Annotated in this window: 18 protein-coding genes; 3 read left to right on the top strand and 15 right to left on the bottom strand. The window is 61.0% G+C overall.

Annotation, left to right across the window (positions count from 1 at the left end):
* Window positions 1-64: 64 nt before the first annotated feature.
* The 10 genes from FIV39_RS02285 to FIV39_RS02240 form a co-directional block, all read right to left on the bottom strand.
* On the bottom strand, window positions 65-613 hold the full coding sequence (locus tag FIV39_RS02285) for a fimbrial protein (RefSeq protein WP_090408905.1): 549 nt from the start codon (window positions 611-613) through the stop codon (window positions 65-67).
* Between the two features lie 11 nt (window positions 614-624).
* The gene (locus FIV39_RS02280; RefSeq protein WP_090408918.1) at window positions 625-1,104 is read right to left on the bottom strand and encodes a fimbrial protein; all 480 of its coding nucleotides are present in this window, start codon (window positions 1,102-1,104) and stop codon (window positions 625-627) included.
* A 13-nt stretch (window positions 1,105-1,117) separates the two neighbouring features.
* Window positions 1,118-1,612 (bottom strand): fimbrial protein, encoded by a 495-nt coding sequence (locus FIV39_RS02275; protein WP_090410133.1) that lies wholly within the window; start codon window positions 1,610-1,612, stop codon window positions 1,118-1,120.
* A gap of 10 nt (window positions 1,613-1,622) precedes the next feature.
* Complete coding sequence (locus FIV39_RS02270) at window positions 1,623-2,204, bottom strand: fimbrial protein (protein WP_090408920.1); 582 nt, start codon at window positions 2,202-2,204, stop codon at window positions 1,623-1,625.
* Window positions 2,205-2,225: 21 nt separating this feature from the next.
* Window positions 2,226-2,987 carry a fimbria/pilus periplasmic chaperone gene (locus FIV39_RS02265; RefSeq protein WP_090408922.1) on the bottom strand — a complete coding sequence of 254 codons (762 nt, stop codon included), beginning with the start codon at window positions 2,985-2,987 and terminating at the stop codon, window positions 2,226-2,228.
* Entirely contained in the window at window positions 2,984-5,587 is a 2,604-nt protein-coding gene (locus tag FIV39_RS02260; RefSeq protein ID WP_159440145.1) for an outer membrane usher protein, read from the bottom strand. The genes FIV39_RS02265 and FIV39_RS02260 overlap by 4 nt, the downstream gene beginning before the upstream one ends.
* 19 nt (window positions 5,588-5,606) lie before the next feature.
* Window positions 5,607-6,167 (bottom strand): fimbrial protein, encoded by a 561-nt coding sequence (locus tag FIV39_RS02255; RefSeq protein WP_090408925.1) that lies wholly within the window; start codon window positions 6,165-6,167, stop codon window positions 5,607-5,609.
* Window positions 6,168-6,217: 50 nt separating this feature from the next.
* Window positions 6,218-6,727 (bottom strand): fimbrial protein, encoded by a 510-nt coding sequence (locus tag FIV39_RS02250; protein ID WP_090408928.1) that lies wholly within the window; start codon window positions 6,725-6,727, stop codon window positions 6,218-6,220.
* 437 nt (window positions 6,728-7,164) lie between these two features.
* Window positions 7,165-7,788 carry a Pr6Pr family membrane protein gene (locus tag FIV39_RS02245; protein WP_090408944.1) on the bottom strand — a complete coding sequence of 208 codons (624 nt, stop codon included), beginning with the start codon at window positions 7,786-7,788 and terminating at the stop codon, window positions 7,165-7,167.
* Between the two features lie 4 nt (window positions 7,789-7,792).
* Window positions 7,793-8,026, bottom strand: a complete 234-nt coding sequence (locus FIV39_RS02240; RefSeq protein ID WP_016977534.1) for a VF530 family protein — start codon at window positions 8,024-8,026, stop codon at window positions 7,793-7,795.
* Between the two features lie 151 nt (window positions 8,027-8,177).
* On the opposite strand from FIV39_RS02240, the gene FIV39_RS02235 reads away from it, so the two are divergent.
* The 3 genes from FIV39_RS02235 to FIV39_RS02225 all read left to right on the top strand — a co-directional run bounded on the left by FIV39_RS02235 (window position 8,178) and on the right by FIV39_RS02225 (window position 13,888).
* Window positions 8,178-10,196, top strand: coding sequence for a TonB-dependent receptor (locus FIV39_RS02235; protein ID WP_090408947.1), 2,019 nt, complete (start codon window positions 8,178-8,180; stop codon window positions 10,194-10,196).
* Between the two features lie 381 nt (window positions 10,197-10,577).
* Window positions 10,578-12,989 (top strand): glucose/quinate/shikimate family membrane-bound PQQ-dependent dehydrogenase, encoded by a 2,412-nt coding sequence (locus FIV39_RS02230; RefSeq protein WP_090408950.1) that lies wholly within the window; start codon window positions 10,578-10,580, stop codon window positions 12,987-12,989.
* A gap of 263 nt (window positions 12,990-13,252) precedes the next feature.
* Window positions 13,253-13,888 carry a protein kinase family protein gene (locus FIV39_RS02225; protein ID WP_090408953.1) on the top strand — a complete coding sequence of 212 codons (636 nt, stop codon included), beginning with the start codon at window positions 13,253-13,255 and terminating at the stop codon, window positions 13,886-13,888.
* On the opposite strand, the gene FIV39_RS02220 is transcribed toward FIV39_RS02225, so the two are convergent.
* The 5 genes from FIV39_RS02220 to FIV39_RS02200 all read right to left on the bottom strand — a co-directional run bounded on the left by FIV39_RS02220 (window position 13,885) and on the right by FIV39_RS02200 (window position 19,663).
* Window positions 13,885-16,227: a putative bifunctional diguanylate cyclase/phosphodiesterase gene (locus FIV39_RS02220; protein ID WP_090408956.1), complete on the bottom strand. Its 2,343-nt coding sequence runs from the start codon at window positions 16,225-16,227 to the stop codon at window positions 13,885-13,887. The two genes, FIV39_RS02225 and FIV39_RS02220, sit on opposite strands and share 4 nt — an antisense overlap.
* Before the next feature lie 212 nt (window positions 16,228-16,439).
* Window positions 16,440-17,612, bottom strand: coding sequence for an ABC transporter substrate-binding protein (locus FIV39_RS02215; protein ID WP_090408959.1), 1,173 nt, complete (start codon window positions 17,610-17,612; stop codon window positions 16,440-16,442).
* Window positions 17,609-18,583 carry a CobW family GTP-binding protein gene (locus FIV39_RS02210; RefSeq protein WP_090408962.1) on the bottom strand — a complete coding sequence of 325 codons (975 nt, stop codon included), beginning with the start codon at window positions 18,581-18,583 and terminating at the stop codon, window positions 17,609-17,611. Before FIV39_RS02210 ends, FIV39_RS02215 begins: the two co-directional genes overlap by 4 nt.
* A gap of 2 nt (window positions 18,584-18,585) precedes the next feature.
* Window positions 18,586-18,900 carry a hypothetical protein gene (locus tag FIV39_RS02205; RefSeq protein WP_090408965.1) on the bottom strand — a complete coding sequence of 105 codons (315 nt, stop codon included), beginning with the start codon at window positions 18,898-18,900 and terminating at the stop codon, window positions 18,586-18,588.
* Window positions 18,901-18,913: 13 nt separating this feature from the next.
* Complete coding sequence (locus FIV39_RS02200) at window positions 18,914-19,663, bottom strand: SDR family NAD(P)-dependent oxidoreductase (protein ID WP_090408968.1); 750 nt, start codon at window positions 19,661-19,663, stop codon at window positions 18,914-18,916.
* Window positions 19,664-19,839: the final 176 nt, after the last annotated feature.

Raw genomic sequence — 19,839 nt, 5'->3', positions numbered from 1 at the left:
TGTAAACCGGGTTGACCTGAAAGCCAATGCCAATGCCGATGCACCCGGTTCTTGAGCGTTTGGATTACGGATAGTCCAGCGTAAAAGTAGAGGTCACGGTGTATGCGCCATGGCCAATGGTCTGGTCCCTGATGGCATTCGGCTCACCCTGCACATAGGCTTTGAGCTCAATCACATTGCTGCCATTGCTCAGCACCTGTTCGTCGCTGACCTTATTCAGGGGCAATGGCTTATTGCTCAGCGTCTCCAGCCCCAGCCCGATACCCGAGGCACCACTGCCACCATCCAGCGCGAACAATCCGGGTAGCGCCCGGTTTTCCACACCACTGAATGTGATGGTCACCGTGTTGCCGATGGTGGTGTCACAGTCCTCCAGATGCAGCTTGAAACCTTTGCCCACCGAACGCGTATTGATGTAGAGGTGCTTGCTGGTCAGGTCCCAGAGCTCCAGGGTGATTGCCTCGTCGCCAGGCCGGATAGTGCAGGCCTCTTCAACCAGGTTGCCCTTGAAATTCAGGTTGTCCGCCGCATGCGCTTCGGGGATCAGGCTGAAGGCTGTCACCCACGCCAGCAAGGCACACAGCCACCCTCGATGAACACTCTCATGTCCCATGGATTCAACTCCTACTGGTATTCGGCCAACAGCGTGGCCACCGCTGTAAACCTTGCGGGGGCCAGCGTTGCACCCGGTTGTTTGACCGGCACGACTTCCAATACCGGTGGTGACGACACGGTTATGTCCAGTGGCGTATTGAGTCGAAACGGCAGGTTATTCTGAAATATCCGAATACCCAGGTCTGGCGCGCTGGTCTGCAATGCCGCGCCGTCGAACGTCGTCGGTGTGCCGTTGACACTCAACTTCAGCACCCACGGCAGCGTGTCGGTACCACAGCTGATGGTGTAGCCGACCCCGCGACGGTATCTCACGCCATCGACGCGCTTTACACCGACATCCCCGAAATCGACTTCAATTTTGTTCCCCGCATCGATGGTGCAGGGCGGCGGTTCGTTGAGCGTCCCGCTGAACGTCAAGTTGGCCGAGGCGCCGCTGCTGAGGCCGATGGAACACAAGGCGAGCAAGGCTCGCTGCTGCCAACAGATCATTGATCGTTCCTCATCACTGGTAATCGACCACAAGGGTGGCGGCGGCATCAAACGCGCCCCCCGCCAGTCGGCTGCCCGCGCGTTTGACAGGCACCGCCTGCACGACGGGAAAGTTGGGGTGCGTAAAATTCACGGCCGCATTCAGGGGCCAGTCAGTGCCGTTAACGAACAGTTTTACCCCTAGATCCGGGTTGCGGGTCGAGAGTACGCGACCATCAAACGAAGCCCCTGTGCCCCTGAGTTCAAGTTTCATCGCGTTGCTGAACGGGGCGTCACAGGTGACGGTATAGGGCACATTGCGGCGATAGTTGACGCCGTCCACCCGTGACGTCAGAAGGTCATTGCCAAAGGGCACATTGAGCGTACTCCCGCCGTTAATGACGCATGGAGGAGGCGCAATGATGACCGCGCGGATGATCAGGCTGGTGTCGGCCTGCACACCCTGGCTGACGGCCCACAGCAGGCCTCCCCCTATAAGAATGGCCCGCGAGCCGACTGCCTTCGTCATTAGATTGCCCTCACTCATAACTGAGCCTGAAATCCACCACGGCCCGAAATGCCCCACTGGTCAACGGAGCGGAGGTGCGCGTGGGTTGCACATGCCAGGTCTGGAGACCGCTGCCCTCGTTCAAAAACAACGGCTCACCCCGGGAGCCCAGCTGTACATCCCGCCCCAGGGCATCGGTCAAACGCAGCCCCATCCCGGTGATGCCTTGCACTTTGACCAGCCGTGGATCATCGGCGTCGGCAGGCGCGACAAACGTGACCGACAGCACCGGTTGATGGGAGCTCCATGCCAGGTTCCCGGTACGCTCACTGCGGATACTGCCTGCGGTGCGCTGGCAGTCCTGGAAGCGCAGCTGAAAGGGCCTCGATGGCGCCTGATCGCCAGGTCGTTGCAACTGGCTGGCCGACACGGCGCCCAGGTCAATCGTTTGATGGCGCGATGTCATCTCCAGGCTGCAAGGCGATTCATGCATGGACCCGTTAACGTTCAACCGGCCACGCTGGCCATCGATACCGTCGTCATCCTCGGCGCCCACGCGCGCCGCCAAGGCCAATAACACGCAGCCCAGGACCTTCACGTTGTGCGACTTCATGGCCTTCTCCCGCAGCAGACGCTACTCATTAGGCGATGAGACTTGCGCGTTCACCGTGCAAGTCTCGCCACTGCAGGTGAACGCCAGGAGCGGGCGTCCACCGTAATCGTTCACATAGGCCAGATAGGGGGCCTCGCCAAGTGCCTTGGCCGTTGGCCCCAAAGCCAGCGTGCCCTTGGGCGGGATCATCACCGGTTCAAAGCCCGCCACGGTTTTGCCGTCTTTGCTGCTGCGCGCGTCCACCAGGGACACGTAGTAAGGCGTGGGGTTACTCACCTGGTAACGGTCACCTTGCCGGGTGAGGGTGAGCTTTTCCTGCCAGGGATTGGCCAAGTCCTGCTGGCTGGGCATGATGGCTTGCGGGCGGTAAAACAATTTGATACGGGTCTGCAGCGCAATTTGCAGGGTGTTGGATTTGTCGCTGCGCGGCGGAATTTCCCGCAGGTTGAAGTAGTAGACGGTCTCGCGATCCTGGGGCAACGATTTGACCGCCGGCAACGCCTGGACTTTCACCTGGCTTTGTTTACCGGGCTCCAAGCGTTGAACCGGCGGCAGCACGATCAAGGGCGAGGTGATTTTGTTACCCTGCTCGTCCTCGATCCACCCCTGGGCGAGGTACGGCAACTGGGTGTTGTTATTGGTAATGTTCACGCTGGTGGCATCCTTGCCCCCATCAAAAACCACACGGGTCCGGTCCAGGCCAACCGCAGCGTCAGCGTTCGGGTTGAGGCCCAGAGCCAGCAGTGCGAAGACCAGGAGTGTAGGGCGCGTATTGAGCATCATGAGGCGGTGTTCTCCGTATCGGTGCGCTTCCCGGTCAGCGCTGCTGGCTCGGGTGAGGGTTGATCAGTGGCGACACTCTGGCAGTACAGTTGCAGGGCATCGGTCAAGCTGTCGGCTGGCAAAACCACAGGCAGCGTGAGCAGGCATTGGTCGATGCCGCCCCAACTGACGATCATCTGCTCGCCGGCCTGGATGCCGCTCAGGTAAACGGCGCCGCCGTCGTTCACAATTCCGGTGTCCTGCTGTTTTATGTTTTTCACCGTCGCGCCGAAAGGCGGTGAACTGCCATCCGGCAGGCGCAGGACTGCCATGGCCTTTTCACCGGCAATCACTTCCAGCGATCGATAACCAATGGCCCCGTCGGTGAGTGTCAGTTGCGTCACCGACTGAGTGGCCTCGACGTTGCTCGGCAAGCTCTCCAGGTCAACACTGGCGGCCGTACGCTGGTAGCTGCTGATATCGGAGATCACCGCTTTGCCGAAGGCATTGGTGCGGGTCGACACGCCGTAACCCCGCACAGGCACGTCGGGTACCCCACCGGTGTCGAGCATCAGGCGGGTCCCGCCAACGGTATTGGTTCGGTGCAGGGCCGCACCGTAGGGCGTGAGCGTGCCGCCACCGCGAATAGACGCACTGAGGGTTCTGCCATTGCCTTGTTGTGTGCTGGCACTGAGATCGATATCAGCCTGGTCGCCAATGTGACTCAGATAACCACTGGCAGAGCTGTCGCTGGCACTGAGCTGATAGCTGTTGCGTTCATCGATGCGGTCACTGTAACGCGTGGAAAAGCTCTCTTTGCCCGAGGTCCTGCTCCCATCCATCGACAGTGTGCCGCTGCGCCCCAATGGCAGGCTGACCGTCAGTGCCATCCCGTTATCCTTGTAGGCGTACTCCTGACTGCGGTACATGTTCAGGGACAGGCTCATGTTCCTGACGGAGCCCACATTGAAGTAGCGCGACATCGACAGGTTCCAGCGCTGCGTGTCCGGGCGCCCCCAATACGTCTGTCTGTTGTAACTGGCGTAGACGGTTGTCCCAAGGTCACGAAACTGCTTATTGAGCGTCACCGTATACAGTGCCTTGCTGTCGCCAATCGGTTTCCAGCCCTCGATGAACTCAACGTTATCGATTTCGCCGCGCTCGCCGTTCAACCCGTAATGGCGAGCGTCCAGGTACTCACTCATGCTCAAGTAGTTTTTCTCGGAAAACCGGTAACCGGCAAACGTCACCTGGCTGTCGTACTGCTCGAAGTGCTTGGAATATTGAAGGCGGTAGGATTTGCCCGAGAGTGTCTGATTCCACACACTGGCGTGGGACTGAGTGGCATCCAGCGATACGGCTCCAAGCGCCAACAGGTCACGACCGACCCCGACAGACAACGCACGGTAGTTGTTATCGGTGATAGCGCCGCCGAACAGCGACCAGCCATTGCTGACGCCCCAGGAGAACTCGCCGGTACCGAAAACATTGCCATCGGCGCCATATTGAAGATCGGAGGGTCGCCCCGCCGCCAGCTTGTAACGAACCTGGCCAGGGCGCGTCAGGTAGGGAATGCCTGCCGTATCGATCTGGAAGGTGTGTACCGAACCATCCTGCTCTTCCACCCGCACATCCAGGGTGCCGCTCACGGCGTCATTGAGGTCCTGAATACGATACGGGCCTGCCGCGACCAGCGTTTCATACAGCACGCGGCCCTTCTGGCTGATAACAACCCTGGCATTTGTTTTGGCGACCCCTACCACTTCCGGCGCGTAACCACGCAAGTTGGGGGGCAGCTGGCTTGCATCCGAAATGAGAGAGGCGCCGGTATAGCGGAAGCTGTCAAAAAGGTCCGAATACAGGTAGTCCTCTCCCACCGTCAGGCGCGCCTTCAGTGCAGGCACTGCGCGATAAGCGTAGTAACGACTCCACTCCAGTTGTTGTTGGTCCCCGTACCCGCTGTTGAGGCCTTTTTCGACACGCGCCTGCCAGTCCGCCCTCAAGCGCCAGGCCCCGGCATTCGCTCCCAGGGTGCCGTTACCACTGAGATTGTTACGGGTGCCGTCATTCTTCTGATAACTGGACTGCACCGTCATGTTGTAATCGACCAGCAGCCCCGGCACGCCCTCATCCCAACGGGAAGGCGGATCCCAATTGATGGCGCTGTATTCAAGGTAGGCCTGGGGCACGCTGATGTTCAGCGTGGAGGTGGCCAGGTCGCCACCGACCTCCATGCCCGGCAAGCTTTCTATATCCAGGCAGTCGCTGCCTTTCCACCACTTGAGTTCAGCAGCGCCCGACGCCTTGAGGCCCAACAGGCCCACCAGGGCCGGCGACAAACACGCCTGGCTGCCTTTAGGATCATTATCGGGAGGATAGAAAGCCACTGATTGCTCGGCAATCGCCTGGTTATTGATCTGCACCACCATCGAGTAAGTGCCAGGCAGAATAAAACCGCTGCGCGCGAACTGAGACAAGTCAATATTAGTTCGATCACTCAGATCAAGAACGTCCGTATTAAACTCAATTTCCCCGGCAGCCATCGCAGTGGCCGGCAATAATATCAACCCACTGAAAAAGTTCGAGCGCAGCGTATTTTTGACCTTCGCCGTATTCAACATGCAAGCAACCCATCAAAGTTCAGAAATATTCCAACTTGAACCGCACTGCAGCACGGTGCGCTCCGGCCACTATGGGCAATCCGTTGCCAACAAAATGAAGCGTGAAGTGAAGCGTCATGTCGCCTTCCGACAATGGATGCGGCGTCATCGGCTGACCGGGAATACTCAATTGGCCAACGGAATCCTCGATATTGAGGGCAACACCTTGCGAGCCACCAAACACCGCAAAAGAGCGACCACCTCTGTCGGTGGGGCCGTCAAATGTCACCCGTAGGTGCTGCCAGTCGGGCAGCGTTACCCCAGGGCGCAACGGGTCGGTGCGACTCAACGTACAATTGACCAGGCGTAACTGGAAGGATTGGTCCCCTCCCCTGGCGCGTCGCAAAAACCGGCCAATGGGCTCGGGGTCCACATCGATGGTTTGATCGACACTGACCAACTCCAGCCCACAGGCCGAGTCAACAACCTCTCCTCCCAGCGTGACGAGCCCATCACCTTGCGCAGGCACCTGGGCAGCCACCCAAGGGCTGATGAACATCGTCAATGAAGAGGTAATAGCGAGACTTATGAATGTTTTCACCTATGCCTCCACCAGCCTCCCCCGCCACGCTGGGTGGCGGGGGAAAAAGCTTACTGATAAGCCAAGGTGAAATTGGTCACCGCGCTGAAATCGCCCGGTACGATGTCGCCCGTAGCAGCGCCTTGCACATAGGCACCGAACTCCAGCGTGTTATCACCGGCGGCAATGACCTGCGGCGTGGTAGCCACACCCAACTGAACGGGTTGGCTGCCATGGGTCATCATGATGCCCACATTGCCCGCGCTACCGACGGTGCCCAGCGCACCCGGCACGACGCTGGAAGGCGCACCCGTGAAAGTGGTGGTCACGGTGTTATCGGTGAGGCCGGCCAGATCGCAACCTTCGAGTTCAATCAGCACGCGCCGAGGCTCGGACTTCCCTCCCGTCTGCAGTTGATGCTTGGCGATCGCGCCAAGGGGAATGGTTTGATCGACGGAGTCAGGCTTGATGGAGCAGGCTCCGGAATGGACCGAGCCCAAAAACGTGATCGTTCCATCCGCAGCCTGAGCAACAGACATCGACCCTACCAACAGCCCGATAGATAACAGCACGGTGTTCATTTTAGCTTTCATGTATAGAGGCTCACATAGTAATAAACGTCATTTAGTCATTCCGCCGCCTTAGCACGCAGAACGTCCTACCTTTTTTTCCAATTACTTGCATTGCAACTCAGCTCATTTGGTGCCCGGCGATTATCCAGTTCAACTTTTAGAAGTTAAGTCGGCTAATTCATTTAATTTCGTAGCCTGCAACACCAAGAAATGTAGGAAAACTACGATGACCAGCTAAAACTTTAAATTCATCTGTAAGAATCGGATCACACGAAGTTTAACGAGAGGGTTTTATGCATAAACAAACTTCAGGAAAATGATTACATCACCTGAAAAACCAGAGTATTTATGTGAAAAGATTAACTAATGAATTGAAGAGCTCGAGAGGAAGCGCGCAACCGTTCGACGAGACGGTGCGCGCCTAGGAGGGGTAAGGAAAGAGTCAATCAGGCGCGGGGTTTGATGAGCTTATCCAGCCCCACCACAGCCAACGCAACCAGCACAAACCCCGCCAGAATGCCCCCGGCATTCACAAACACCTGTGGATAACCGAGGGTGCCGACGTCGATGAACGGGTATTGATACTGCCCGAGCAAATCCCCGCGCAGCAGCGCATAAGCGAAGTACACCAGCGGGTAGATCACCCACGCGCCGATGTGTTTGAGGCGCAGGGTGCCCTTGGGCACGCACCGCCACCAATAGATCAAGAACAGTACCGGCATCACGTCGTGCAGTAATTCGTCGGCGATCAATTGAAAGCCTTCGGGCTGCCACAAATGCCGCAGCAACAGGCTGTAGGCCAGGCCCACCACGACGATGCTCACCGCAATGCCACTGCTGACACTGGGGGCGAGGAAGAACCGTTTGGCCGCTGAGTCGCGCTTCACCCACGCATAGCTCAACACCACCGCCGCCAGGGTGTTGGTCAGCACCGTGAAAAAACTGAAAAAGTTGATCAGCCCGCCCAGCAGGCTGGCGCCGGCGTCCCAGCGCGAATAGAAAATCAGGTACTGCTGAATCGCCAACCCAACCCAACCGGCCAGCGCCGCTGCCGCCACATACCGCTTCATGGGCTCAGTCCAGCGGGCGTTTGGTGCGCATCAGCTTCACGTACAACCCTTCGACTTTCTCCCGCGCCCACGGCGTTTTGCGCAGGAATGTCAGGCTCGACTTGATGCTGGGGTCGCTCTTGAAACAGCGGACATCAATGCGCTCGGCGAGGCCTTCCCATTCGTAGTGTTCCACCAGGGTGGTGAGGACGTGCTGCAGGGTTACGCCGTGGAGGGGATCGTTGCTTGTTGCGGTCATGCCGGGCCTATGAAAAAAGTGCTCACGAAGGCGCACACCTTATCACCCCGCTCGCTCAGTTATAAAAAGTTCCCGTGGCCCACGAAAAAGAGATGTTATATTGTAACTATTACTTTCAAATCTTTTCGCCGTTTTGCCAAGGAATGTGCCGATGTCCCTCTCCTCCCTGTGGCGCCTGACCCCGCTCGCCGCCGCCCTGTTGATCTGCTCCGAAGCCCACGCCCTCGAACTGCAACCCCAAGTCATTACCGGCAACCCGCTGGGCAGCGAGCAACTCGCGTCGCCGACCACCGTGCTCGAAGGCGATGACCTGACCCTGCAACAAAAAGGCAGCCTCGGCGAAACCCTGAACAAGCAGCCGGGCGTGTCGTCTTCGTACTTTGGCCCGGGCGCCAGCCGGCCGATCATCCGTGGCCAGGACGGCGACCGCATTCGCGTCCTGCGCAATGGCGTGGGCGCGCTGGATGCGTCGTCACTGTCCTACGACCACGCGGTGCCGCTGGACCCGGTCAACGTCGAACGCATTGAAATCGTGCGCGGCCCGGCGGCGCTGTTGTACGGCGGCAGCGCCATCGGCGGTGTGGTCAACACCTTCGACAACCGCATTCCCACCGAAGCCATCGAAGGTATCCATGGTGCGGGCGAACTGCGCTACGGCGGCGCCGACACCACGCGCAGCAGCGCGGGCAAACTGGAAGCCGGCAACGGCACCTTCGCCTTGCACCTGGACGCCAACGCGCGGGAATTCAACGACCTGAAAATCCCCGGCCAGGCCCGCAGCCGCCACGCCCAGGCAAGCGATGACGCCCCCGGCAAAAACGGTCACCTGGGCAACAGCGACGGGCGCCAGGACGGCGGCGCGGTGGGCGGTTCCTACACCTGGGACGACGGTTACGCGGGGCTGTCCTACAGCAACTACGACAGCAACTACGGCTCCCCCGCCGAGCAGGATGTACGCATCCGCATGCAGCAGGATCACTATGCGTTTGCATCCGAAATCCGCAACCTGCAAGGCCCGTTTACCTCGGTAAAAGTCGACGCGGGCTACACCGACTACGAACACCGTGAAATCGAAGGCGGCGAAACCGGCACGATCTTCAAGAACAAGGGCTATGAAGCACGGGTTGAAGCACGCCACCAGCCTATCGGCCCGTTCGACGGCGTAGTCGGGGCGCAGGTGACCCGCAACGAGTTCTCGGCCCTCGGTGAGGAGGCCTTCGTGCCGCAGACCGACACCAATGCCGGCGCGCTGTTTATCCTCGAAGAAATGCACGCCACCGAACGCCTGAAACTCAGCCTCGGCGGGCGCCTGGAACACACCAGCATCGACCCCGACGCTAAGGGCAACGAACGCTTCGCCGGCGCCGACAAGCGCAATGACTTCACCGCCGGCAGCCTGTCGTCGGGTGCGGTGTACACCCTTACGCCGATCTGGTCGGTGGCCGCGACCCTGGGCTACACCGAGCGCGCGCCGACCTTCTACGAGCTGTACGCCAACGGCGCCCACGTCGCCACCGGCACCTATGAGCTGGGCGACGCCAACCTGAAGAAAGAAAAAGCCGTGTCCAGCGACTTGGCCCTGCGTTTTGACACGGGCACCCACAAGGGCAGCTTCGGTGTGTTCTACAGCCACTTCTCCAATTACATCGGCTTGCTGGGCACGGGTCGTACGCTGAACGATGACGGTGGAGAGGACGCGGACGGCATCCCTGAGTACGAATATTCCGGCGTGCGCGCCCGTTTCGCCGGCTTCGAGGCCCAGGATCACTGGAAGCTCGGGGAAAGTGCCTACGGCAAGTTCGCACTGGAACTGTCGGGCGACTACACCCGCGCCACCAACCTCGACACCGGCGAAGCCTTGCCGCGCATAGCACCGCTGCGCTTGAACAGCGGCTTGCTGTGGGAACTGGATCGCTGGCAGGCGCGCATCGACGTCGAGCACGCCGCCGGCCAAGGGCGTGTGCCGGATAACGAAAGCGGCACCGATGGCTACACCACCTTGGGCGCGAGCGCGGGTTATCACTTCAATGTGGGCGGCAGCCAGTGGCTGGCGTTCGTGAATGGCGAAAATCTGACTAACCAGACCGTACGCTATGCCAGCTCGATCCTGCGTGATATTGCGCCGGCACCGGGCCGCAGTGTGCAATTCGGCATCCGCACCACCTTCTAAAAAACACCAAAATTCCCCTGTGGGAGGAGGCTTGCCCCCTCCTACCCTTATTTGGCAGCGACGATCTGTCACTGTTACCAAATCTGAAATGATGCATCTTGAGATTCGTTCTTTCTCTTGGTGCGCCAGCGCTTTATCCTTGTCGGCAATAACCTGAAACGTTTCACTCCCCCGGCCGACCCCATTTTGCTGATTATTCCTACATTCAAAGACAGCGCTGTCTTACGCCGCCCCGCGCCTGGGAATAAATCGCCCGCCTGTGGATAACGCGGTTATCCCCAGAAAAACGTAATTAACGCTGAACCAAGCCCGTGCCGAATCGTCATCTACAGTGAAGAAACACGGGGATACATAATTCCAACGTAACGGAGAAACACAACTATGAGCACTGACGGTGCTTCAAGTCCAAGCCGCCTGCTGCCCAGGCTGCTAGGCGTCTTGCTGCTGATCATGGGGCTGGCCTTGCTGGCCGGTGGTATAAAGCTGAGCCTGCTCGGCGGGTCGTTGTATTACCTGCTGGCCGGTATCGGCATCACCCTGACCGGCCTGTTGCTGCTGGCCACCCGTCGCGCCGCGCTGGGCCTGTACGCACTGGTGCTGTTCGCCAGCACCGTGTGGGCCCTGTGGGAAGTCGGCCTGGATTGGTGGCAGTTGGTGCCGCGCCTGGCGCTGCTGTTCGCCCTGGGCATCGTCATGCTGCTCCCGTGGTTTCGCCGTCCGTTGCTGCGTGGCGAACCTGCCCCGCTGGGCACCGGTGCGCTGAGCGTGGCCGTGGTGCTGGCCGGCGCTGCTGCCCTCGCCAGCCAATTCACCAACCCTGGTGAGATCAAAGGCCAACTGGACCGCGACGCGGTACCGGGCATGGCCAGCGCCGCACCGTCCCAGGCGGATGGCGACTGGAACTCCTACGGTCGCTCGTCCTTCGGTGATCGTTACTCGCCGCTGGCGCAGATCACCCCGGAAAACGCGCACAAGCTGGTACCGGCGTGGACCTATCGCACCGGCGACATCCCTGGCCCGAACGATCCAGGCGAGACCACTGCGGAAAACACCCCGCTGAAAGTCAACGGCATGCTCTACGTGTGCACGCCGCACAGCCAGGTGATCGCCCTGGACCCGGACACCGGCAAGGAAATCTGGCGCTTCGATCCGAAGATCAGCAGCCAGGGTGCCGAGAACTTCAAGGGTTGGGCGCACATGACCTGCCGTGGCGTGTCGTATCACGATGACGCCGCCTACGCCTCCGAGCAGAGCCCGACCGGCAGCGCCAGCCCGGCCGCCGCGCCGAATGCCTGCCCTAAGCGCATCTTCGTACCGACCGCCGACACCCGCCTGATCGCCCTGAACGCCGACACCGGCAAGATGTGCGAAGACTTCGGCGACAAAGGCCAGGTCGACCTGCGTGCCAATATCGGCAGCTTCGCCCCAGGCGGTTACTACTCCACTTCGCCACCGGCCGTGACCAAGAACCTGGTGGTGATCGGCGGCCACGTGACCGACAACGTCTCCACCGACGAGCCAAGCGGCGTGATCCGCGCGTTCGACGTGCACACCGGCAAACTGGTGTGGAACTGGGACAGCGGCAACCCGGACGACACCACCCCGTTGGCCGAGGGCAAGACCTACACCCGTAACTCGCCGAACATGTGGTCCATGTTCGCCGTGGATGAAAAACTCGGCATGCTCTACCTGCCGATGGGCAACCAGATGCCCGACCAATACGGCGGCGACCGTACCGAAGACTCGGAAAAATACAGCGCCGGCCTGACTGCCCTGGACATCGACAGCGGCCATGTGAAGTGGACCTTCCAGTTCACTCACCATGACCTGTGGGACATGGACGTGGGTGGCCAGCCGTCGCTGATCGACATCAAGACCGACGCCGGCGTGAAGCAGGCGGTAATGGCGTCGACCAAGCAAGGCAGCATCTACGTACTGGACCGCGCCACCGGCCAGCCGGTCGTGCCGATCCACGAAGTGGCCGTGCCGCAAGGCGCTGTCGCCGGCGACCACACATCGCCGACCCAACCGAAGTCCGACCTGAACTTCATGCCACCGCCGCTCAAAGAGCGTGACATGTGGGGCGTGACGCCGTTCGACCAGATGCTGTGCCGCATCGATTTCAAATCCATGCGCTACGACGGGGCGTTCACCCCGCCTTCGCTGCAAGGTTCGATCGTTTACCCAGGCAACTTCGGCGTATTCGACTGGGGTGGCATTTCCGTCGACCCGGTACGCCAGATCGCGTTTGTGAACCCTAGCTACATGGCGTTCAAATCCAAACTGATCCCGGCTGCCGACATCGCCAAGCAAGGCCCACGGGTCAGCGAAACCGAAGGCGTGCAGCCAAACAAAGGCGCGCCGTACGGTGTGATCCTCGAAGCCATGCTCTCGCCAATGGGCCTGCCGTGCCAGGCTCCGGCCTGGGGTTATGTGGCCGCGGTCGACCTGACCACCCACAAAACCATCTGGATGCACAAGAACGGCACCGTGCGTGACAGCTCGCCGGTTCCGATCCCCCTGAGCATGGGCGTACCGAGCCTGGGCGGCACCTTCACGACAGCCGGTGGCGTGTCCTTCCTCAGCGGTACCCTCGACCAATACCTGCGTGCGTACGACGTGAAAAACGGCAAGCAGCTGTGGGAAGGCCGCCTGCCAGCCGGCGCGCAAACCACACCGATGACCTACACCGGCAAGGACGGCAAGCAGTACGTGCTGGTCGTGGCGGGTGGTCATGGTTCCCTGGGGACCAAGCAGGGTGACTACGTGATGGCGTTTAAACTGCCGGATTAAGCAAGACTGGCGGTAAAACAAAGGCGGCTACCTTCTGGGTAGCCGCCTTTTTCATGACCAAGCCCCCTCCCACATTTTTCATCCGTGCTCGATCAGCTTGCAGCGCAGGCGCTGGAGATCGATGTGCTCGCACACTCTGAACGCGTGAATTTTTCCCACCGCCATTTAAGACACTGGCCAACGCTGGTAATGCGCCAGTCCTACGCTGATTTTGCTCACACCGCACCACTCAGGGCCAGGACAACCTAGAGTGAGTACATCCAATGCCAGTTTCCCCATTATTACTAAACTTCACTACCAACACCCTCCAAATGCACTTCTTGCTGCCCTCGCGCTCCTCGGGACTGAACCACCACGAGCCCTCTATCGAGGCAGGCTCCAGAGGCAGCGTAGAACGATGCGCAGACCGGGCCATCAAGACCTTCAATGAGTTCGACCCCAAAGCCATCAAGCATGAACTGAACATGTGCAACGACTACCTGAGGGCAACCGATAGCCGCACCCAGGCGGCGTTCCTGGACGGCGGCAAACTGAACATGCCCTACATCGCCGGCCAAACACCCACACAGGAAGAGGTTAAAGAGGCCGTGCGGGACCTGTTCAAGCTCGACTTCATGATGGGCGATCCTGCACCGGAAAATTTCAAGAAAACCGCCGAAGGGAAAATTGTGCCCGTGGACTTCGGGTTGATGTTCAAGCGGCACTTGACGGACAGCATCGCACCGCACATCAAGATTGAAATTGTTCACGATTACGCCAAAGGCGGGTTCGAGTGCATTCCGGACGCGTTGGCGGGTGACTATCAAAACACGATCAACGCAATGGAAAAACAATTAGGCGACCGTAGCCCATCGCGCCGAATGAATATCCCGCAACTGAGGCGCGCCGGGTTGTTTTAACCGTCGACCGGTGTGCGCTCTCGGCGCATCCACCTTTCAAACGCCATGGCGTTCAACGGCCGGCTGATCAGGTAGCCCTGGGCGGTGTCGCAGCTCCACTGCTTGAGCAGCTTGAGGCTGGGTTCGAATTCCACGCCCTCGGCCACCACCTTGAGCCCCAGGTTGTGGCTCATTTCGATGGTCGAACGCACGATCACGCCGTCACCGCTGGTGCTGTCGAGGTTGCGCACGAAGGATTGGTCGATCTTCAACTCCTGCACCGGCAGTCGCTGCAGTTGCGCCAGCGACGAATAACCGGTGCCGAAGTCGTCCACCGACAGGCTGATGCCGCATCCGCGCAGTTGCTCCAGCACGCTCAAGGCTTGTTGCGGGTTGTGCATGATCGCGCTTTCGGTGATCTCGAAAATCAGCTGCTGGGCCAGCACACCGTATTGCATCAGCAAGGTGGTGACACGAGTCGCCAGGTCATCGTCGGCCAGGTCATCCACCGAGATGTTCACCGACAACTGGATGTGCATGCCCCGTTGTGCCCACTCGCCGATCTGGCGGATGGCTTCTTCGATCACCCATTGGGTCAGGCCGCCCATGCTGCCGGTGCGCTCGGCCAGGGGGATGAATTCGGCAGGCGACACCAGCCCCAGGGTGGGATGCTGCCAGCGCAGCAAGGCTTCGGCCTGGCACACATGGCCGTGCTTGAGGTCGAGTTTGGGCTGGTAGCAGAGGTGCAACTCGCCCTCGACGGCGGCCCGGCGCAGGTCGCGGATCAGGGTGATCTGGCGCTGGTGGGCGAGGTCGCGGTCCTGCTGGTAGATCTGCAGATAGCCCGGCAGTGTCGCCGCATCGTGCCGGGCGATGGCGGCACGGCTGATCAGTTCTTCAACCTGCTGGCCGTCGGCGGGATAAGCGGCGATGCCGATGCTGACTTCGTGGCGCACCTCATCATTGCCGATGTGCTGGGGTTCGGTAAGCAGCCCGTAGAGACGGTCGGCGCGGGCCACGGCGCGGTCGATCTCGGTGTTTTCCAGTAACAGCAGGAACTCGCTGCCGGTGATGCGCGCCGCCGTGTCGCTGGCCAGCAGGCTCATGGACAGGCAGCGGCTGGCTTCGCGCAGCATTTCATCCACGCCCTCGGGACCGAAGCCCTCATTGATCACCCGGTAGTTCTCGATCCCCAGGTACAGCAACACCACCGGCCGCCGCGCACTGATCGCACTGCCCAGGCGCTCCATGGCCAGGGCTCGGTTCGGCAGGCCGGTGAGGGAATCATGCAGGGCGTTATGGGCCAGTTGCCGTTCGCGCACGGCGATGCCGCTTTGCATGGCATTGAAGGCGCGGGCCAGCAAACCGAACTCATCGTGGCTGCGTACCCGCACCGGCGTGCGGTAATCACCCGCACCGATACGCCCGGCCGCCTCGACCAAGGCGTTGAGCGGGCGCGATACACGTCGCGCCAGGAACAACGCACCGGCCAATGACACCACCAGCACCGCCAGGGCAATCCCGAGGAACTGCCGGTCCAGCGGCGCAAAGGATTCCAGCGCATGGTCCAGCGGGCTTTGCAGCAATACGCGCACTTCATCCCCGTCGCCGGTGTTGGCCAACGCAAGCACTCGGCTGAGCACGCGCTGACCGTGAAACACATGGATCTGCGCCTCAGGATTGAGCGGTGCGTCGCGCAGCAGGCTGAGGGCGGTGGCCTGGTATGTAGCGGGCTGGGTGCTGAACAGCGGGCCGGGCGTGCCGTCCTGCACACTGAGAAACGACACTTCCAGGTTGCTCATGGAGCGCAGTTCATTGGCGAACAGTTGGTCCATGGCGAAGCCCATCACGATACGAGCGATGGGCAACGGGTCGCGCACTTCATCCTGCACCAGCAAGTAAGGCCGCCCGTCCAGGGCCACGATCAACATTTGCAGGCCATTGCGCCGCGCATGGCGCAAGGCGGCGTCATAGGGGAAACGCTGGCCACGGGTGAGGATGGGTAATGTGCTGACCATGACCTTGCCATCCAGGCCCAGCACAAACACCTCGCTGGAACGGATGCCGGTGCCGTGCCGACGCAGTGCCGCCAGGATCGGCGCGGGCTTGCCCTCGGCCACGGCCTGCTTGAACGGCCCATCGCCGGTGAGCCAGGCCAGCCCGTATTGCAGGCGCCGCCCACGCAGGTCCAGCAGACGCTCGAATACCTGGGTCCCGGTTTTCAGTTGGACTTGTGCCTGGTTTTCCACCGCACGGGTGGTGGCGCTCTTGACGGCGAAATAGGTTGCGGCGACCACCACCAGCAACAACAGCGCCAGCACCCCGGCGATGCGGGTTTGAAAGGTATGGCGCCATGTCATGGCTGTGCCCTCTGGCCGCGTTCGCCGCTCTCTGCCGCCGCGTCCCTTAGTCATGTGCAGTCCCTGCGCCCAGACCCGCCGTCAAAAAAACATCTATTTAGACTAGAAATTTTGTTTTAGCAGATTAGCTGGGACAACGCACAAGTGCACCGAATAAAAACGGGGCTTCCATTGTCATTTTATTGGCGACAACCGGTTGGCCATACCCACTATCAGCCGCGGGCGCGCATGAAGTCCCCCCAACGCCGCACCAGATAGTTGTGCTCATCCATGACGGAGTTCCACACCGCGATATGCCCCATGCGCTGTTCATAGGAGCCGCCGTCGCGCACCTCGCCGATATCGATCAAAGGCAACCCATCGCTGCCGAGCAACTCCTCTCGAGCAGGCTTGCCGGCGTACCAGTAATCCCACTCGGCACTGCTGAGGTGATCACGGCTGCGCGCGGGGTTGCCGATGTAATAACCCTGACGCGCCATCACCGCGCCCGGCCAGCCGGACAGCCACCAATTGAGGTACGCGTACGCCGCATCCAGCACCGGGCCCTGGGCATGGCGCGACAATGACAAGCCGCCGAACCAGGCGCGATAGCCTTCGCTGGGCACCGCCAGGCGGTATTTCACCCCGGCGCGGTGCAGGCGCATCAAGGTCGGCGACCACAGGCTCTGAATATCGATGCTTGGGCTGAGCATCAGTTGCGCCGCCTCTTCATCGTCGGACCAGAACGCAGCGAAATGCCCTTCCTTCTGTTTGCGCACCAGAATATCGGCGAGCACGTCGATCTCTTCGATGCTCATATTGCCGATGTCGTTGAAGCGCGCCAGCCCCGCGCCCTGCACGGCCAGCGCAGCATCCAGGGCGCCGATGGCAGCATCGCTCTGCAGGGCCGTGCGTGCGCGCCAGGCCGGGTCCAGCAACCAGCCCCAGCTTTCGTTACCGTGGCAAAAACCCTCGGGCAGACGCTCGGGGCGATAGGCGAAGCTGTCGGCATTGTGGGTCAGCGGCAGCATGCTGATGCGTTCGGTGACGGCGCTGCCGAGGCTGCCGTCGTGCTGCACGAACAAACGCTCGCTGGGCACGCTGCCGCTGCCCAGGCGGTCGGTGGGCGACAGCCGACCGCGCTTGGGCAGGTCGTTGATCTCGTGCCACAGCGCGATGCGCCGCGTGTCGATGGGCTGGATCGCCCGGGCCGGCCACACGAAGTCGACGTTGTGAAACCATTGGTCGTACAGGTCATAACTGTCGGGCTGCATCACCGCGATGCGCTGGGCCTGTTCGACGTCGTGCACCTGGTACACCAGGCGAATCCCCAGCTCCTGTTCGGCGCGCACGCGCAGGCATTCGAGCAAGGTGACCGAGGTGCCGAGCACACGTAAGGTGATCATCCGGCGAACCGCCGTGAGAACACCTCAAAGGAACGCCGCAGCAGCGCGGGGTCAAGGCCACGCAGGATAAACACCAGGCGCGATTGCCGGTCGGCGCCAGGCCACGCAGGCAGATGAACCGGGGCATGCAGGCAATGCTGCACGCCATGAATGACGATGGGGGCGTTACTGGCGTTCACGTTGAGCAGTCCTTTGACGCGAAGGATTCGTTCGCCATGGCATCTTAACAGCATCGACAACCACACCCCGAAGCCGACCCAGTCCAGCGGCTGGTCGAAGGTCATGCTGCACACTTGGGCCGCTCCGTGGCTGGCGCTGGTGGTCCGATGCAATTGCCAGCGGCTGACTTCCATGGCGGGTTCGGCACTGCGCAGGCCTTCACCGAGCAACAGTTGGTCGCCGCTGTGGATGGCGTGGGTATCGAGGATCGGCGTACCGGCGTTAAGCGCCTGCAGGTGCACACGCAGCGGTTCGCAGTCACCCACAAGGTCAGTCTTGCTCAGCAGCAGACGGTCTGCCGCCGCAACCTGGGCCAGCCATTCCGGGTGCAGGCGCTCTTGCAACGCGGCGTGGCTGGCGTCGACCAGCGTCACCACCAGGCCGATATGAAAACGCCCGCGCAGTTGCACGTCGTTGTTCAAGGTCGCGAGGATCGGCGCCGGATCGGCCAGGCCGGTGGTCTCGAGGATCACCCGTTTGAACGCAGGAATTTCGCCACGCTCGCGGCGTTGCAACAGACCGAGCAACGCGTCCTTGAGCTCGCCACGGATGGAGCAGCAAATGCAGCCGCTGGGCAGCAGCACGGTGTTCGGCGCGACTTCTTCCACCAGCAGATGATCGATGCCGATGTCGCCGAATTCGTTGATCAGCAGTGCCGTGTCGCCCAGGCTTTCGCCTTGCAGCAGGCGCTGGAGCAAGGTGGTTTTGCCGCTGCCGAGAAAGCCGGTGATGACATTTAGAGCAATGCTCATATTTACCTCCGCTCCGACAGTGGGGTGTTTTCCAGGTGGTCAAGTAGACGCGGGTCGAGGGGATCCAGCGACCGGCCGAGCATGGTCTCGGCGGCCTGCCAGAGTTGATCCAGTCCGCTCGCCAGTTCCTGTTTGCCGGTGGCGCCCAACAGCAGATAGGACGCGCCCTGGAAGTCTTCGACCTTGAGGCGGAACACCGCCAGCACCTGGTTGATCGCGGCGATGCGGCGCAGGCGTTCGCGGCGCCGGGGCAGTTCATCGCCCAGGGGGTCGCTCCAGTGCAGGTCTTCGCCGAGCAATCCGCAGAGTCCGCACATGGCTATACCTCACTCATGGCATGACATCGCCCGAGTTCGGGCCCAGGGTCTGGCCGACGAACAGGTTGCCGCCCGGCTCGCTGGCCAACAGCACGGCGGTGGGCGCCACTTCGTCCGCCAGGCCGAAGCGCCCCAAGGGCAGCTCCTTGGCCTTGGCGCGCTTCCAATCGTCACTGATACCGCCCACTAACGGCGTCTCGATCGGGCCGGGGGCGATGGCGTTGACCAGCACGTTGTCCTTGGCCACTTCCAAGGCCAGGGATTTGGTAAAGCCGATCACCCCGGCCTTGGCGGCCGCGTAGTGAGTCAGTTCGGCGCCGCCCTTGATGCCCAGCTGCGAAGCCACGTTGATGATCCGTCCCCAACGCTGCGCGAGCATATGGGGCAAGGCACGTTGGCTGGCGACGAACACACTGGTGAGGTCGACGCGCAGCATGTCGTTCCACATGTCGATGGACAGGTCGACGCACCGCGCCTGGGTGAGCATCCCGGCATTGTTGACCAGGATATCGATGCCGCCGAAGTGTTCGACACAACGGTCGACACTGGCCTGGGCGCCTTCGACAGTGCCCACATCGGCCACGCACTCGACCACTTCGGCGCCCAGGTTACGGCAGGTGATCGCGGTTTCGGCGAGGCTGGCGGCGTGACGGTCGGCCAATAACAGACGCGCGCCTTCAACGGCGTAGGCGCGGGCGATGGCGGCACCGATGCCGCTGCCGGCGCCGGTGATCACGGCGCGGCGGTTGGTCAGTTGGTTCATGCAAAAACTCCTGAAAAAATCCACTTCCAATGTGGGAGGGGGCTTGCCCCCGATGGTCATAGGTATCTACACAATTTTCAGAGACTGGCGAGTTCCCCTGTGGCGAGCGGGCTTGTCCCGCGTTGGGCCGCGTAGCGGCCCCAAAACAGCCGCTATGGAGTTTCTGATACACCGCA

The organism is Pseudomonas grimontii (assembly GCF_007858185.1).
Classification (GTDB): domain Bacteria; phylum Pseudomonadota; class Gammaproteobacteria; order Pseudomonadales; family Pseudomonadaceae; genus Aquipseudomonas; species Aquipseudomonas grimontii.
This window is presented reverse-complemented; position numbering and strand designations above follow the sequence as displayed.

Bases quoted from the DNA above. Each gene is read 5' to 3' on its own strand.
- FIV39_RS02200 (WP_090408968.1), bottom strand. From the start codon at position 19,663: ATGAACCAACTGACCAACCGCCGCGCCGTGATCACCGGCGCCGGCAGC.
- FIV39_RS02220 (WP_090408956.1), bottom strand. From the start codon at position 16,227: ATGACATGGCGCCATACCTTTCAAACCCGCATCGCCGGGGTGCTGGCG.
- FIV39_RS02260 (WP_159440145.1), bottom strand. From the start codon at position 5,587: ATGTTGAATACGGCGAAGGTCAAAAATACGCTGCGCTCGAACTTTTTC.
- FIV39_RS02235 (WP_090408947.1), top strand. From the start codon at position 8,178: ATGTCCCTCTCCTCCCTGTGGCGCCTGACCCCGCTCGCCGCCGCCCTG.
- FIV39_RS02265 (WP_090408922.1), bottom strand. From the start codon at position 2,987: ATGATGCTCAATACGCGCCCTACACTCCTGGTCTTCGCACTGCTGGCT.
- FIV39_RS02270 (WP_090408920.1), bottom strand. From the start codon at position 2,204: ATGAAGTCGCACAACGTGAAGGTCCTGGGCTGCGTGTTATTGGCCTTG.
- FIV39_RS02210 (WP_090408962.1), bottom strand. From the start codon at position 18,583: ATGAGCATTGCTCTAAATGTCATCACCGGCTTTCTCGGCAGCGGCAAA.
- FIV39_RS02225 (WP_090408953.1), top strand. From the start codon at position 13,253: ATGCCAGTTTCCCCATTATTACTAAACTTCACTACCAACACCCTCCAA.
- FIV39_RS02245 (WP_090408944.1), bottom strand. From the start codon at position 7,788: ATGAAGCGGTATGTGGCGGCAGCGGCGCTGGCCGGTTGGGTTGGGTTG.
- FIV39_RS02250 (WP_090408928.1), bottom strand. From the start codon at position 6,727: ATGAACACCGTGCTGTTATCTATCGGGCTGTTGGTAGGGTCGATGTCT.
- FIV39_RS02275 (WP_090410133.1), bottom strand. From the start codon at position 1,612: ATGACGAAGGCAGTCGGCTCGCGGGCCATTCTTATAGGGGGAGGCCTG.
- FIV39_RS02205 (WP_090408965.1), bottom strand. From the start codon at position 18,900: ATGTGCGGACTCTGCGGATTGCTCGGCGAAGACCTGCACTGGAGCGAC.
- FIV39_RS02240 (WP_016977534.1), bottom strand. From the start codon at position 8,026: ATGACCGCAACAAGCAACGATCCCCTCCACGGCGTAACCCTGCAGCAC.
- FIV39_RS02215 (WP_090408959.1), bottom strand. From the start codon at position 17,612: ATGATCACCTTACGTGTGCTCGGCACCTCGGTCACCTTGCTCGAATGC.
- FIV39_RS02230 (WP_090408950.1), top strand. From the start codon at position 10,578: ATGAGCACTGACGGTGCTTCAAGTCCAAGCCGCCTGCTGCCCAGGCTG.
- FIV39_RS02285 (WP_090408905.1), bottom strand. From the start codon at position 613: ATGGGACATGAGAGTGTTCATCGAGGGTGGCTGTGTGCCTTGCTGGCG.
- FIV39_RS02280 (WP_090408918.1), bottom strand. From the start codon at position 1,104: ATGATCTGTTGGCAGCAGCGAGCCTTGCTCGCCTTGTGTTCCATCGGC.